The following is a 13,339-nucleotide window of genomic DNA, read 5'->3' as shown; positions in this document are numbered from 1 at the left end:
CCGACACTCCGTCAACAATCCCGGTGAATCAATCAGCCTGAACAGAGCGGTCACTAACCGCGTAGCGTCCTGCGAAAAAATGCGGATCTCGACGCGCGTAACGCGTCCTCTCGAACGCGCTTACTCGAACAGCTCGACGGCCTGCTCGTAGCGGTCAGAGGGCTCGTCCCAGTCGACGACTTCGAAGAAGTTGTCGACGAACTCGCCGCGGGCCGGGCCGTAGTCGTGGTAGTAGGAGTGCTCCCAGACGTCCAGCGCGAGGATCGGGTGGCCGCCCCAGATCGCGCCCTGGTCGTGCTTGTCGACCACGACGTTACGGAGCTGGTTCGAGAACGTGTCGTACACCAACAGCGCCCAGCCGCTGGCCGCGGAGGCCGCCGCCTCGAACTCGCCCTTCCAGGCCTCGTACGAGCCGAAGTCCTCCTCGATGCGGTCGGCCAGCGCCCCCTCGGGCTCGTCGCCGCCCTCCGGCGACATGTTCTGCCAGAACAGGTCGTGGAGGATGTGGCCCGAGGAGTTGTGGGTCACGTTGCGGATGGCCCCGCCGGACGAAGAGAAGTCGTGGTTCTCACGGTTCTCTTCGAGCGTCTCTTCGGCGGAGTTCCAGCCGTTAACGTACCCCTGATGGTGGGTGTCGTGGTGCCATTCGAGCACCTGCTCGGAAATGTGCGGCTCAAGCGCGTCGTACTCGTACGGCAGCGGATCGAGTTCGTAGCTCATGCTTGTATCACCTATCACGAACATGTGCCGGAAACCTGTTAAAGATAATGCGGCACGCGCTACCACGCGGCACCGGACGTGAGTGTTATCGGGAGTTTCGGGGCTCCAACGGTGTGGTTGCGGTTCCGCGAGTGCGCGCGACGAACGCGAAAGCCACTCGTGAAAGGCGTTCGAAATGAAGACGTAACTGAAAGTGGTTTCTCTGTCGGCGGGCCACTCTTCGAGGTCGAATCCGTACACAAAGCGCACGTGGCGCGCGTAGCGCGATGTGCGCTGCGCGCTTACGGTGGGACTGGGATTCGAACCACGGTCGCTCCCTGCGGTCGCTCTCTGATTCGAATCCGCGCACGTGGCGCGCGGAGCGCGGTGTGCGCTGCGCGCTTACGGTGGGACTGGGATTCGAACCCAGGAAGCCGTGAGGCTACCTGCTTTCAAGGCAGGCGCAATAGGCCACTCTGCCATCCCACCACACGTGACCGCTCGGGGTCGGGCGACTAAGTGGTGTCGGATCCAACGAACCGACCGACGCGTCGCCCCGGCCGCTCAGTCCCGAACCAACCGCTGCTCGCCGTCCTCGACGACCACGTCGAGCCCCTTCTCGTGGACGAACGCGGCCGTGTAGTCGGGCACCACGCGCTCCGCGGCGAACCGCGCGCGGAGCATCGGCACCACGTCGAGGAGGTCGTCGCCGGTCTCCAGCGAGGGCGACGGCTCGACGAAGTCCACCGACCGGTCGGCGTCGCGGCCGCGCTCCGCGAGCGTCGGCAGGGCCGGGGCCTCGAACGCGCCGTCGAAGTCGATCAGCTGGGTGAAGCCCGCGTAGTACGCCCGGCCGTTCGACGAGGGGCCGAGGACGACCTCGGTCGTCCGCAGCTTCATCGCCGCCGAGTCGACGATGGTCCGCGAGAGCAGCGGCGCCGTCGGGGTGACGACCGCGACGGAGTCGGCGCCCTCCTCGCGCAGCAGGTGCGTGACGGTGTTGCCGGCTCGCGCGCCGAACGAGGACCCCACCTGCCGCTCGAAGCGGACCTCGTCGGTGCCGCCGAGGGTGTCCGCGACGAGCGTCCGGAGCTCTGCCCCGGGGCTCGTCTCGGTCCGGTACTCGGCGGGGAGGTCGTCCTCGTCGGGGTAGTTGACGAGGAGTTCGCCGCCCGAGCGCTCGACCGCGAGGACGGCGTCGCGGAACTGCGCCTCGTAGAGGTCGGCCGCCTCGGCGGGCGATAGCGGCGTCGACTCGGCGATCGCGGTTCCGACGAGCCCCTCGCGGGGCGGGTTCGCCAGCAGGGCGACGACGGTCATATCGGAACGCGGCGCGGGAGCGCCTTCAACTCGCTGCTTCGGTCCGGCGAGCGTTCGAACGCGGCACGGGCCCGCGGGACCGGCGCGCGTCGGTCGGCCCGCTCAGGAGAAGTCGCGCCGCATCGCGATCTCGAACCACGGGCAGAGTCGGAGCTGGCGGTACAGCTCGGGGTGCTCGTGGAGGTGGTCGTAGTCGGCCCACAGCATGCCGCCGATCTCCTCCTCGTCCGGGTCGAGGGTCGTGTCGTCGAGGGTGACCTTCAGGACCGCGCAAACCTCCCACTCGACGCCCTCGTTGGGATAGTAGCGCTTGTACTCGAACTTGTCCGTCACCCGGAGATCGTCGTACTGGTCGGGCGAGATGCCGAGCTCCTCTTCGAGCCGCTGTTCGGTGGCCTCCTCCTGCGACTGCCCCTCGACGGGGTGGGAGGCGACCGTGCCGTCCCAGTGGCCGTCCCACAGGCGCTTGGTCGGCGCGCGCTGGGCCAGCAGGACGTGGCCGTCCCCGTCGAAGACGAGGCAGGTGAACGCGCGGTGGCGGATCCCGTCGCCGGTGTGCGCGTCGAGCCGGTTCACCGTCCCCTGCGCGACGTCGTCGGGGTCGACGGCGATGACGTCCTGAAGAGCGTTCTCGTGGTCTGCGTCGCTCGTGTCCTCGGGCTCGCTCGCGCCGTCGCCGGCGGGGTCCCCCGGTGCGGCCGCGTCTTCGGAACTCATGCGCGTTACGTCGCGGACCAGGGCTAATAAGGGTTCGATACCGCGGCCGTTCGCATGCCCCGAGACCACCTCGCCGCGGCAACCGGCGCTCCCGGACGCCAGCACCCGCGCTCCCCCACGTCTCCGCTCCGGCGTCCGGTGGCGTCCGCCGCGGGGCCGCCCGCGACCGGCGGCGCTTCGACGCTCTTAACCGCGTCCCGGCGCTACTTCGCGCGGATGAGTGACCCGGCGCTCGACGTCGTCGAGTTCGTGTTGACGACGCACTTCTACACGCAGGACCGCGACCTCGACGAGAACGACCTGCCCCCGCGCTTCCGGCAGGTGTTCTGGTCGGCCGACGCCGCCGACGCCGCCCCCGGCGGCGTGGAGCGACCGCTGAAGGCGACCGACGAGACCACGCGCACCGCGACCGGCGTCGAGCGGCCGTGGGAGGCGGTCTCCGACCTCCTCTTCACGCAACGCACGGAGTTCTCGGGCGAGATCTCGCTGACCCAGCCCGCGATGGGGCTGGAGTGGTACCGCGACCACGCGGACGACGACCGGATCGCCGGGAACCCGACGGTCGTCGCCGCGATGGCGGCCGCGGAGGACCTCGAACCGCCGGTGACCCGCGAGGAGGCCCGGGAAGACGTGCGGCCGGTCCAGGCCGACCGCGTCTGGATCGACGCGCTGCTCGCGGAGTACTTCGACGAGGACGAGGACGGCGAGATGCTCGACCTCGTCAACGTCCGGGCGCCCGAGGAGATCGAGACGACGCTGGCCGACCTCGTGTTGACCGGCGACCAGGAGGGCGAGATCCAGAAGATCGTCAAGGCGATCGAGCACCGCGAGTACCTCGCGGAGATCGGCCTCCGCGAGATCGGCAAGCTGCTGTTCGTCGGCCCGCCGGGCACCGGGAAGACGACCGTCTCGCGCGCGCTCGCCCACGAGCTCGGGCTCCCGTTCGTCGAGGTGAAGCTCTCGATGATCACGAGCCAGTACCTCGGCGAGACGTCGAAGAACGTCGAGAAGAGTTTCGAGGTCGCCAAGCGGCTCTCGCCGTGCATCCTCTTCATCGACGAGTTCGACTCGGTGGCGAAGACCCGCCGCTCGGACGAGCACGCCGCCCTGAAGCGCGCGGTCAACACCCTCCTCAAGTCGATCGACGAGGTGTCGCTCGTGCGCGACGAGGTGCTGCTTATCGGCGCGACGAACCACCCGGACCAGCTCGACGCCGCCGCGTGGCGCCGATTCGACGAGATCGTCAACTTCCCCAAGCCGGACCGCGACATGCGCGCCGACATCCTCCGCGTCGTGACCAAGGAGATGCAGATCGCCGACTTCGACCCCGAGGAGGTCGCCGACCGGACCAGCGGGCTCACGGGCTCCGACCTCCGGATGGTGCTCCGCGAGGCCGTCCTCGGCGCGCTCACCGAAGACCGGATGACGATCACGCAGGCGGACGTGATGGAGGCGGTCCAGGACTTCGAGGAGCGCGATAACCTGAAGAACATGGACATGATCGACGGCGAGGGCGCCGAGGTGCTCGGCGAGACGAGTTCCGGCGAACAGGATCACACCCACGACGAGTCCGGCGACGGGTCGCACGACCACGACCACGCCGCGCACGGCGCCTCGCACGACTGAGCGACGCCGCGGCGCTCAGGCGTACGTGTCAACGACGGTCCCCGTCCCCTCCCCCGTGGTGTAGTAGTAGCCGTCGGCCTCGGAGAGCGTCCCCCAGTCCGCCCAACTGCCCTCGTAGTTCCGCGCCTCCGTCCGGCCGAGTTGATCGAGAACGAACCAGCCGACGGACCCGCGGACGCCGGTCTGACAGTACGTGATCGCCGGCTCGTCGTCGTCCGAGAGCCCGGCGTCGTCGAGCCAGAGCGTCTCGAGCTCAGCCGGCGAGCGGAGCCGCCCCGCCTCGCCGTCGATGCTCTGGACGAAGTGGAGGTTCGTCGCGCCGGTGATGTGCCCGAACCGATCGAGGTCGCCCCGCCGGTCCTGCCCCCAGTACTCCGCCGTCGAGCGCATGTCGAGGATCGGGACCGCGGCGTCGTCCTCGGAGACGCGCTCCGCGACGAACTCGCGGGTCGCGACCACCCCGGTGTCTATCGCCGGCTCGTACGCCGTCTCGCTCGCCGACGGCGCCGCCGACGTCGTCTCCTCGCCGGCCGCCTCCCAGACGGAGAACCCGCCGTCGAGGAGGCTGACGCTCCCGCGGTGCCCGACGGCGTTGAGCGTGTAGATGGCGTACGTCTCCCAGAGGCCCGAGGCGGCGCCGTACACCACCACGTCGTCGTCGCGAGCGATCCCCGCCCGCGAGAGCGTCCGCGCGATCGCACCGGGGTCGGCCTCGAACCCGTCCGGCGTCTCGGCCGAGTGGCTCTCGAGCATCGCCGAGGTGGAGAAGCGGTGGGCGCCGGGGATCCGGGCCGCGTCGAACGCCGACTCGTCGCGGACGTCGAGCAGCGCCACGCTGTCGCGGTTCTCGGAGAGCCAGCGGGCGTCGACGACGTCGTCGAACGCCTCGGCCGCGGGGGTGCTGTACGCCGCCGGCCGGCCGTCGTCGAGGACGCCGAGGCAGCCGGCGGTCGCCGCGAGCGCCGCGCCGCCGGCGGCCAGCGCCTCGCGCCTGGAGAGCCGCGCGTGTCTCCCTGTCATTCGTTCGCAAGTCGTGACCCGACGGGGTTAACGCTGTCTCCGAACCGTCGCCGGTGTCGTCGGTGTCGCCGGTGTCGTCGGTGTCGCCGGTGTCGCCCCGTCGCGAGCGCGGCCCCGGGGCCTCGGGCGCGACCTCAGCGCCGAACGCCGACGACCGTGTAGCCGAAGCCGCGGTCGACGATCCGGGGGTCGAGGCCGACGCCGTCCATCGCGGCCGCGAGGTCGGCCGGCGTCCGGAACCGCGAGTTCATGCCGATCGCGTGCTCGCCGGCGACGAGCAGTCGCCCGAGCGGGTGGCTCGGGTCGAACTCGCGGACGACGAGCGCGCCGCCGGGCGCGAGCGCGCGGGCCGCCTCCGCGAGCGCGGCGTCGTGGTCGGGCAGGTGGTGGAGGGCGTCGACGACCGTGACGGCGTCGACGCTCGCGTCGCGGAACGGCAGGCGCCCGGCGTCGGCGGCGAGCCCGTCGAGGCCGCGGCCGCGGCGCGCCCGCGAGAGCATCTCGACGGAGGCGTCGACGACCGTGATATCGGGGCCCGTCAGCGCGGCCGCCGCGCGGCCCGACCCCCCGCCGACGTCGAGGAGGCGCTCGATCGGCCGCGTCGCGTGGTCGAGGCCGGCCGCGAGCGCCTCGCCGTCCGCCGGCGGCATCGCGAGGTCGTACAGCGGGGCTGTCCGGTCGAAGAAGTCCACGTCGCCGAGGCCGTACATGGGCGGTCCGACCGCCGCGACGGACAAAGAGCCACCGACCCTATTTAGCCGTTCGCCGCCGTACGGCCCCCATGGAGTACGCGCTCGTGTGTCCGCCCGGGGAGGGGGAGACCCTCCGGCTCGACTACCGAGCGTTCGCGTACGCCGGCAAGTTCGTCGTCGGCGGGCCGGGGAAGGCGGTGGTCCGGACGCCGGACGGGTCCCCGGCGGCGCCGGGCTGGGAGCCGGACGAACCGCTGCCCGACACGGTCGACCCGGAGGCGTTCGACGACGAGGTGATCGCGGCCGTCTCCTTCTCGGCCGACCGGACCGACCCCGACTGCTGCCGGCTGCGGTACGTCACGGTCCACGCCGCGCGCCGCGGGGAGGGGATCGGCCCGGAGCTGATCGGCGAGACCGTCGCCGACCTGGCCGTCGCCGGCTTCGAGCGCGTGAAGATCGCCGTGAACAACCCGTTCGCCTACGAGGCGTGCCACAAGTGCGGCTTCGCCTACACGGGCGAGCGCACCGGGATCGCCGAACTGGAACTCGAGCGGCCGGCCGGGGCGCCCGCCGACGTCGACCCCGAGCGGTACCGCGAGGGGCTGTCGGCGTTCCGCGAGACGGACGGCGAACTGAGCCGGGCCGAGCGCCGGTTCGTCGCGGAGCGACTGGAGCGCGGGCCGCCGCCGGTGGCGGACGCGACGAACTCCGGGAGAGATCCCTAGTTGAGCGCCCAGATGGCGTAGTTGAGCGCGGTCGCGAAGCAGACCCACGCGAGGTAGGGGACGAGCAGCGCCGCGGCCCGGCGGTCGACGCGGTCGAAGAGCCGGATCGTCGCGGCGACGAGCGGAAGGAGGACGACGAGGACGGCGAGGCCGAGGTCGGCGCGTTCGAGCCCCCAGAAGGTCGGCGACCACGCGACGTTGACGGCGAGTTGGACGCCGAACAGCGCGAGCGCCGTCCGGACGCGCCCCGCCGGCGCCGCGCCGTCGCGCCCGGCCAGGTAGACGAGGGCCGCGGCGGCGCCGCACAGCGCGTACAGGACCGGCCAGACGACGCCGAACGCCCAGCCCGGCGGGTAGAAGGCGGGGAGCTCAAGCGACGTGAACCACGCGCTCTGCGTCGTGGTGAAGGGGACGCCGAGCGCGCCGATCAGGTTGACCGCGACCGCCGCGGCGGCGATGAGGAGGGCGTCGCGGCGGTCCGGGAGCCGAGAGGTCGCGGTCGTCACCATGGGCGACCTTCGCGGGCTGAGCGGTTAAATCCGTCAGATCGCGTCGTAGTCCTCGCGGAACGTCTCCAGCGTGGCCGCGAGCACGCCGATCACGATCGGCCCGACGAACAGGCCGGTGAAGCCGACCGAGTAGATGCCGCCGAACACGCCGAGGAGGATGATCGCGGGGTTGAGGTGCGCCCGCTGGTCGATGACGAGCGGCCGGGCGTAGTTGTCGACCATCGCGATCACCGCGACGCCGTACACCGCGAGGAAGATCCCGGCCGTGACCTGGTCGATGATCACGAGGTAGGCCGCGGCGGGCCCCCACACGAAGAAGGCGCCGATGAGCGGTAAAAGCGCCAGCACCGCCATCACGAACGTCCAGAACACCACGTTGGGGATCCCGGCGACCCAGAGCCCGAGTCCGGCGATGACGGCCTGAAGCAGCGAGACGGAGATGTGGCCGATCACCACCCCGCGCGTCATCGCGTCGATCCGGTCGACGAGGTCCGCCGTGACGTCGGGCGGCAGCGGGCTCGTGTCCCGGATCCACCGCACGAACGCCGGCCCGTCGATGAGGGTGTAGTAGAGCAGGAACAGCGCGAGCGACAGCCCGACCGAGGCCCGGAGCCCCGTGGTGACCACGCCGCTGAACCCGCCGAACAGGACCTCGACGAGCAGTTCGCCGGCGGTCTGGAGCAGGTCGGCGACTTCGGGGTCCTGCCCGGTGAGCGCCGCGATCTCCGCTTCGATCGCCGCGACGTTGATCGCGGTCTCGCCCGCGGCGATGGCCGTGAGGTCGCGCACGAACACCCACGAGATGTACGCGAGCGGGAGGATCACCGCGACGATGGCGGAGAAGATGAGCGTCAGCGCCGACAGCATCTGTCCGAAGCGCTTCGAGACGCGGGCCCGGAGCCACCGCGAGAGCCGGCGGTGGAACGGGTAGAGGACGAACGCGAGGATCGCCGCGGCGATCACGTACTCGACGAACGGGAGAATGACGAAGAGGGTCAACAGCGCGACCGACCCCATGAGGAGAAGCAGGAACGATTGCCCGCGGTTCATGGAAGTCGGTGTCTCCCCCGGAATATAAATATGCGCGGCGGGCGGAGCCGACCGACGGAGACTCCGGTCGGAGCCGACCCGGAACGACGGCCGCGCCTCTCGGCGGCGCGGAGTGCGCGCGCCCAGCGACCACGTCGATCAGGGGCGCTCGTCCCTCGATGAGCGCGGACGCTAGGGTCATCGCCCGCGACGAATCACGTTAAATCCGGTTAAATCGGCGACAGCGGCGCTAACGGTCTCGCCCGTTTATTCCCGTCAGGCCCCACGTGACGAGCGCATGAGTCGAAGCACAATCGCCGCGATCGCCGCGGCCGCGCTGCTGTGTGTCGCCGGCGTCGCCGGCGCGACCGGTGCCGCCACCCCGGGCGCCGGCCAGCTCGCACAGACCGAGGACCAGTCGACGAGCGCCGCAACCATCGACGCGAGCGCGGCGATCGATAACGAGACCCTCGTCGTGACCGTCACGGCCGACGGCGGACCCGCCGAGAACGTCTCGGTCAGCTACGACGACCGGACCGCACAGACCGGCGCGGACGGCACCGCGTCGTTCGCCGTCGACGACGACGACGAGGCGGAGATCGAGATCGAAACCGAGGGGGCCGAGGGCGAACTCGAGTACGCCGTCGCCGACGGCTCGCTGACGCTCCTCGAAGAGGAGTACGAGTACGACCGCGACGTCGACGCCGACGATGACGACGACGCGGCCGAGGAGGCTGACGAGGATGAAGAGGAGGACGACGATGAAAAGGAGGACGACGAAGACGACGAGGAGGACGATGACGACGACGAAGAGGCGGAAGCCGAAGACGACGATGAAGAGGACGAAGACGACGACTGACGCGCGGTGACCCCGGTGACCCGGAGGCCCTCCGCGTGACCCACATCGAACGCTAATCGCTTTTTGCTTGTTCGCCTGCCAGCCGCGCCGCTACCGGTCGTCTAAGCGTGCGCGTCACGCGCCGCGGACAAGCTGAGAGATCAGTTCGACGGTCGACGTGAGCGAGGACGACTCAGGCGCTGGCCTCGTCCTCGTCGAGCCCGGGCGCGGCCGCGGGGTCGACCTCGTCCGGCTCCTCCGTGTCGCCGCCGACGACCGTCTCGCCGTCGTCGGTCTCGACGTACACGTCGTCCGCGAAGCCGGCCAGGGCGTTCTCGTACTCCGGCGAGGCGAGCTTCTCCGGGGTCTCCGGCGCGTCGACGATTCCCTCCGGCGGGCGGAAGTCGCCGAGCGGGTCGTCGATCGTGATCCCGTACTCGGTGAAGAAGGACTCGTACCGGCGGTAGTGGGGCTCCAGCTCGTCGCCGGGGATCTCCATCATCTCCGTCCAGCCGTAGTTGAAGAAGTCGAAGTTCGCCTGGACGTGGGTGATCTCCCGGGCCTCGGCCTCCGGGAAGCCGGCCTCCAACGCGGCGACGTAGGTGTCCATCGTCGCGTCGAAGAAGCTGTCGAGGTGGTCGCGGCGCTCCTCCCGGCGGTCCTCGTCGGCCTTGTTGAGGAAGATGCTCGTGTGGAGGTCGACGAGCTTGTCGTTGGCGACGTCGCCGACGACTGGCGTGGTCAACGCCTTCTTTGCGGCCCAGTGGCGGATGTTCTGCCGGATTTTCATACGCGTCGTTGGGTCGGGACGCTCTTGAATGTGTGGCGTCGAACCGGTTCGAAACGCGGTCCGGCAACCGTTTCAGGTCTCGCCGAGCGCGTACACGTCACCCGCATGGGTCGCCGCGAGGACGACGCCGTCGACGACCGTCGGAGCGGCGCGGACGCCCTGGAGCAAGACGTCGGTGTAAGTGCGCTCGCGAGTCCGGAAGGACCAGTGCTCTGTCCCGTCTTCGACCGCGATCGCGCGGACGGTCCGGCCATCGCCGAGGTACGCGACCCCGTCCGCGACCATCGGCGCGGTCGCGCCGGCGACCTCGTCGTCGCTCCACAGCCGCTCTCCGCCGTCGCCGACGGCGACGAGCCCGAGCTCGGTCGGAACCACCGCCGTGTCGGCCGCGACGGCGACCGACCGCCGGACGGGTCCCGGGAGGTCGTCAGTCCATTCGACGGTTCCGTCGCCGAGGTCGAGCGCGTACAGGGTTCCGTCTCGCGTTCCGATCAGCACGCGGCCGTCGGCGACGGTCGGCGTCGCGGTCGCGTCCCCGTCGACGTCGGCCGTCCACAGTTCCGCTCCCGAGGCGGCGTCGTAGGCGACGACACGGGGATCGCCCGCGCCGTAGACGACGGTTCCGTCGGCGACGGCGGGCGCGGAAGCGTACTCGGCGAGGTCGTTACGCCACCGTTCGGTCCCGTCGCGGTCGAACGCCGCGACGGTCTGCGTCTCGTAGCCGCCTCCCACGAACACGCCGTCGTCGGTCACGGTCGGCGCCGTCGTGATCTCCGTGTCGGTCAGCCGCCGCCACCGCACCTCGCCGCTCTCGGCGTCGACGGCCGCCAGTCCGCGGTCGGTCTCGCCGCCGCCGTTCCAAACCGTCACGTATGCGATGCCGTCGCGAACCGCCGGCGTCGACGACCCGTCGTGACCGACCTCCGTCGACCACTGTACCTCGCCGGTCACGAGGTCGAGGCGAAACAAGGTCCCCGAGAAAGAGACGTACACCCGATCGCCCACGACGACCGGCTGCGAGTGGTCGTACCGGAACGGCGTCCGCCGCCAGAACACGTCGACGTCGTCTGTCGGTCCCGCCTCCTCGCGGCGTCCGACGTGCGCCGGTCCCCACTGGAACTGCGACCGGGGGCCGTCCTCGGCGCCGTTCGCTTCGACCTCTCGGTTCAGTTCGGGGTCCGACCCGTCGCTATCCGATCGCTCGTTGTCGCCGCCAATGCGCACGTCGCCGAGACAGCCAGCAACTCCGACGAACCCACCGACTGCCAAGGTGGAGAGGGCAGTTCGTCTGTTCACGGCTCAACGTCCCCGAGAACGCTATAAGTGCCTTCTGTCGCCGGCGCGGTCGAGAGTTCCGTCGTCGGAATTGTTATTGTGCGCGCGGCGCAATACTAAGGTAATCATGGACGACGACGCGGACGACTGGGCGGCACAGGTGGAGGCGCAGCGGGAGGCGAAGACGCAGCAGTTCCGCGAGTCGGCGCGGTCGCCGCTGCCGGTCTCGATGCGGGGCGACGGCTTCCCCGGACTGGCGTACTACGACCCGGACCCGGCGTACCGGTTCGTCCTCCCGCTTCACGAGCACGACGAAAAGGAGACGGTGACCGTCGAGACGACGGCCGAGGGCGAACAGACGTACCGCCGGTGGGGAGAGTTCCGCTTCGAGGTCGACGGCGAGGCGGCGACGCTCCAGGCGTATCGGCCGACCGACGGGGCGGACCGGTTCTGGGTGCCGTTCCGCGACGCGACGAGCGGCGACGAGACGTACGGCGCGGGCCGGTACCTCGACTTAGAGCCCGACCGCGACCGCGTCGACGGCGAGTGGGTCGTGGACTTCAACCTCGCGTACAACCCGACGTGCGCGTACAACCACGCCTACGAGTGCCCGCTCGTCCCGACGGAGAACTGGCTCGATGTGGCGATCGAGGCCGGCGAGAAGGACTTCCCCGCGGAGCCGGCCGGCGCCGACCACTGAGCCGCGGCGAACTGTCGCCCGCGAGCGCCCCCGAGTAGGTGGTTTTCGGCGGGTATGCGTGGCCGTATCACGGGTTCGGACGCGGATGACAACCCACATTAACCATGAATCCGAACGGCCGGACATGAGCGATTCGTACGTGATCATCGGTGACGGTATCGCGGGCGCGTCCGCGGCCGAGACGCTCCGCGAGGAAGCGCCCGACGCCGAGATCACGGTTCTCACGGACGAGGGTGAGTCCCTCTACAACCGGATTCTGATCAAGGAGTACGCGAAGGGGAAGCTGCCCGAGGCCCCGATCTCGATCCACCAAGAGGACTGGTACGACGAGCACGACGTCGACCTCCGGCTGAACACGGTCGTCGTCGACATCGACGTGGAGAACGACGCGGTCCACACCCACGAGGGGGAGACCTTCGAGTACGACTCCCTCCTGCTCGCCATCGGCGGCACGCCCCAGCAGCTCCCCGTCGAGAACGCCGACGCCGACGGGATCCACCACTTCTGGACGTTCCAGGACGCCCGCAACATCAAAGAGAGCGTGGAGGGCGCCGAGAAGGGCGTCATCGTCGGCGCCGGCCTCCTCGGCATCGACTTCGCGGCCATCTGCGGCGCGCAGGGCGTCGAGGCGAAGTACCTCATGCGCGGCGACTGCTGGTGGCGCTACGCGCTCTCCGAGGAGGGCGCGGAGATCATGCACGAGGCGATGCGCGAGCGCGGCGTCGAGCCGGTCTTCGACTCCGGCGTCGACCGCTTCGAGGTCGACGACGAGGGCCACGTCGAGGCCGCGGTCGACCCGAACGGCGAGCGCTACGAGTGCGACTTCGCCGGCGTCGCCATCGGCCTGAACTTCAACACCGAGCTCGTCGAGGACACGCCGCTGGAGCTCGACGACGGCATCGTCGTCGACGAGTTCATGCGCACCAACGTCGACAACGTGTTCGCCGCGGGCGACATCACCACGTTCAACGACCTCATCCTCGGCGAGCACGCGAAGAACGGGTCGTGGGGCTCCGCGAAGGAGCAGGGGTCCATCGCGGCCCGCAACATGCTCGACTACGGCAGCGAGGCGTTCAAGTGGGTCTCCTCGTACTCGATCACGCACTTCGACTTCCCGTTCCTCTCGTTCGGCCACCCGACGCTCGGCGAGGAGTCGGTGGAGGCGACCACCGGCGACGGCGAGTGGCGCCGCGTCGCGCTGAAGGACGGTAAGGTCGTCGGCGGCGTGCTCATCGGCGACCTCTCGCCGCAGTCCGCGTTCAAGCAGCTGATGCGCGAGGGCCGCGACGTGAGCGGACAGACCGACCTCCTCATGGAGCCCGGGTTCTCCGTCGACGACCTCGCGGCGACGACGGAGCAGTAGAACGCGACGCCGCGTCCGACTACCTTTTCGCCCGCG

Annotated in this window: 14 protein-coding genes and 1 tRNA gene; 5 read left to right on the top strand and 10 right to left on the bottom strand. The window is 70.0% G+C overall.

What is annotated here, in order from left to right:
* Positions 1-120 precede the first annotated feature (120 nt).
* The 4 genes from sod to DVK05_RS04380 form a co-directional block, all read right to left on the bottom strand.
* The gene (sod, locus tag DVK05_RS04395; protein ID WP_121562179.1) at positions 121-720 is read right to left on the bottom strand and encodes a superoxide dismutase; all 600 of its coding nucleotides are present in this window, start codon (positions 718-720) and stop codon (positions 121-123) included.
* 384 nt (positions 721-1,104) lie between these two features.
* Positions 1,105-1,188: transfer RNA gene (locus tag DVK05_RS04390), tRNA-Ser, on the bottom strand.
* Positions 1,189-1,263: 75 nt separating this feature from the next.
* Entirely contained in the window at positions 1,264-2,019 is a 756-nt protein-coding gene (locus tag DVK05_RS04385; protein ID WP_121562178.1) for a DUF2064 domain-containing protein, read from the bottom strand.
* 102 nt (positions 2,020-2,121) lie between these two features.
* The gene (locus tag DVK05_RS04380; RefSeq protein WP_121562177.1) at positions 2,122-2,736 is read right to left on the bottom strand and encodes an NUDIX domain-containing protein; all 615 of its coding nucleotides are present in this window, start codon (positions 2,734-2,736) and stop codon (positions 2,122-2,124) included.
* A 216-nt stretch (positions 2,737-2,952) separates the two neighbouring features.
* On the opposite strand from DVK05_RS04380, the gene DVK05_RS04375 reads away from it, so the two are divergent.
* Positions 2,953-4,362, top strand: coding sequence for an ATP-binding protein (locus DVK05_RS04375; RefSeq protein ID WP_121562176.1), 1,410 nt, complete (start codon positions 2,953-2,955; stop codon positions 4,360-4,362).
* Positions 4,363-4,377: 15 nt separating this feature from the next.
* Here DVK05_RS04375 and DVK05_RS04370 read toward each other — a convergent pair whose 3' ends face one another.
* Together DVK05_RS04370 and DVK05_RS04365 are read right to left on the bottom strand one after the other, a co-directional pair.
* Positions 4,378-5,382 (bottom strand): sulfurtransferase, encoded by a 1,005-nt coding sequence (locus DVK05_RS04370; RefSeq protein ID WP_233559296.1) that lies wholly within the window; start codon positions 5,380-5,382, stop codon positions 4,378-4,380.
* Between the two features lie 134 nt (positions 5,383-5,516).
* A complete protein-coding gene (locus DVK05_RS04365) occupies positions 5,517-6,092 on the bottom strand; it encodes a class I SAM-dependent methyltransferase (RefSeq protein ID WP_121562175.1) in 576 nt (191 codons plus the stop codon).
* 71 nt (positions 6,093-6,163) lie between these two features.
* Here DVK05_RS04365 and DVK05_RS04360 point away from each other — a divergent pair, with 71 nt between their 5' ends.
* On the top strand, positions 6,164-6,799 hold the full coding sequence (locus DVK05_RS04360; protein WP_121562174.1) for a GNAT family N-acetyltransferase: 636 nt from the start codon (positions 6,164-6,166) through the stop codon (positions 6,797-6,799).
* On the opposite strand, the gene DVK05_RS04355 is transcribed toward DVK05_RS04360, so the two are convergent.
* Positions 6,796-7,308 (bottom strand): TspO/MBR family protein, encoded by a 513-nt coding sequence (locus DVK05_RS04355; protein ID WP_121562173.1) that lies wholly within the window; start codon positions 7,306-7,308, stop codon positions 6,796-6,798. The genes DVK05_RS04360 and DVK05_RS04355 overlap by 4 nt on opposite strands.
* A 33-nt stretch (positions 7,309-7,341) precedes the next feature.
* Entirely contained in the window at positions 7,342-8,358 is a 1,017-nt protein-coding gene (locus tag DVK05_RS04350; protein WP_121562172.1) for an AI-2E family transporter, read from the bottom strand.
* A 277-nt stretch (positions 8,359-8,635) separates the two neighbouring features.
* Here DVK05_RS04350 and DVK05_RS17060 point away from each other — a divergent pair, with 277 nt between their 5' ends.
* On the top strand, positions 8,636-9,196 hold the full coding sequence (locus tag DVK05_RS17060; protein WP_158598846.1) for a hypothetical protein: 561 nt from the start codon (positions 8,636-8,638) through the stop codon (positions 9,194-9,196).
* Between the two features lie 172 nt (positions 9,197-9,368).
* On the opposite strand, the gene DVK05_RS04340 is transcribed toward DVK05_RS17060, so the two are convergent.
* On the bottom strand, positions 9,369-9,965 hold the full coding sequence (locus tag DVK05_RS04340) for a DUF6149 family protein (protein WP_121562171.1): 597 nt from the start codon (positions 9,963-9,965) through the stop codon (positions 9,369-9,371).
* A 72-nt stretch (positions 9,966-10,037) separates the two neighbouring features.
* Positions 10,038-11,261 carry a PQQ-binding-like beta-propeller repeat protein gene (locus DVK05_RS04335; protein ID WP_121562170.1) on the bottom strand — a complete coding sequence of 408 codons (1,224 nt, stop codon included), beginning with the start codon at positions 11,259-11,261 and terminating at the stop codon, positions 10,038-10,040.
* Between the two features lie 106 nt (positions 11,262-11,367).
* On the opposite strand from DVK05_RS04335, the gene DVK05_RS04330 reads away from it, so the two are divergent.
* On the top strand, positions 11,368-11,940 hold the full coding sequence (locus DVK05_RS04330; RefSeq protein WP_121562169.1) for a DUF1684 domain-containing protein: 573 nt from the start codon (positions 11,368-11,370) through the stop codon (positions 11,938-11,940).
* A 124-nt stretch (positions 11,941-12,064) separates the two neighbouring features.
* Positions 12,065-13,303 carry an NAD(P)/FAD-dependent oxidoreductase gene (locus DVK05_RS04325; protein ID WP_121562168.1) on the top strand — a complete coding sequence of 413 codons (1,239 nt, stop codon included), beginning with the start codon at positions 12,065-12,067 and terminating at the stop codon, positions 13,301-13,303.
* Positions 13,304-13,339 lie beyond the last annotated feature (36 nt).

Source organism: Halorubrum sp. Atlit-8R (assembly GCF_003666025.1).
GTDB lineage: Archaea > Halobacteriota > Halobacteria > Halobacteriales > Haloferacaceae > Halorubrum > Halorubrum salinarum.
The sequence above is the reverse complement of the archived record's forward strand: the minus strand, read 5'-3'. Positions and strand labels throughout refer to the sequence as shown.

Excerpts from the sequence above, each read along its gene's own strand:
- DVK05_RS17060 (WP_158598846.1), top strand. The coding sequence starts at position 8,636 with ATGAGTCGAAGCACAATCGCCGCGATCGCCGCGGCCGCGCTGCTGTGT.
- DVK05_RS04330 (WP_121562169.1), top strand. The coding sequence starts at position 11,368 with ATGGACGACGACGCGGACGACTGGGCGGCACAGGTGGAGGCGCAGCGG.
- DVK05_RS04360 (WP_121562174.1), top strand. The coding sequence starts at position 6,164 with ATGGAGTACGCGCTCGTGTGTCCGCCCGGGGAGGGGGAGACCCTCCGG.
- DVK05_RS04365 (WP_121562175.1), bottom strand. The coding sequence starts at position 6,092 with ATGTACGGCCTCGGCGACGTGGACTTCTTCGACCGGACAGCCCCGCTG.
- DVK05_RS04350 (WP_121562172.1), bottom strand. The coding sequence starts at position 8,358 with ATGAACCGCGGGCAATCGTTCCTGCTTCTCCTCATGGGGTCGGTCGCG.
- DVK05_RS04370 (WP_233559296.1), bottom strand. The coding sequence starts at position 5,382 with ATGACAGGGAGACACGCGCGGCTCTCCAGGCGCGAGGCGCTGGCCGCC.
- DVK05_RS04375 (WP_121562176.1), top strand. The coding sequence starts at position 2,953 with ATGAGTGACCCGGCGCTCGACGTCGTCGAGTTCGTGTTGACGACGCAC.
- DVK05_RS04380 (WP_121562177.1), bottom strand. The coding sequence starts at position 2,736 with ATGAGTTCCGAAGACGCGGCCGCACCGGGGGACCCCGCCGGCGACGGC.
- DVK05_RS04340 (WP_121562171.1), bottom strand. The coding sequence starts at position 9,965 with ATGAAAATCCGGCAGAACATCCGCCACTGGGCCGCAAAGAAGGCGTTG.
- DVK05_RS04385 (WP_121562178.1), bottom strand. The coding sequence starts at position 2,019 with ATGACCGTCGTCGCCCTGCTGGCGAACCCGCCCCGCGAGGGGCTCGTC.
- sod (WP_121562179.1), bottom strand. The coding sequence starts at position 720 with ATGAGCTACGAACTCGATCCGCTGCCGTACGAGTACGACGCGCTTGAG.
- DVK05_RS04325 (WP_121562168.1), top strand. The coding sequence starts at position 12,065 with ATGAGCGATTCGTACGTGATCATCGGTGACGGTATCGCGGGCGCGTCC.
- DVK05_RS04355 (WP_121562173.1), bottom strand. The coding sequence starts at position 7,308 with ATGGTGACGACCGCGACCTCTCGGCTCCCGGACCGCCGCGACGCCCTC.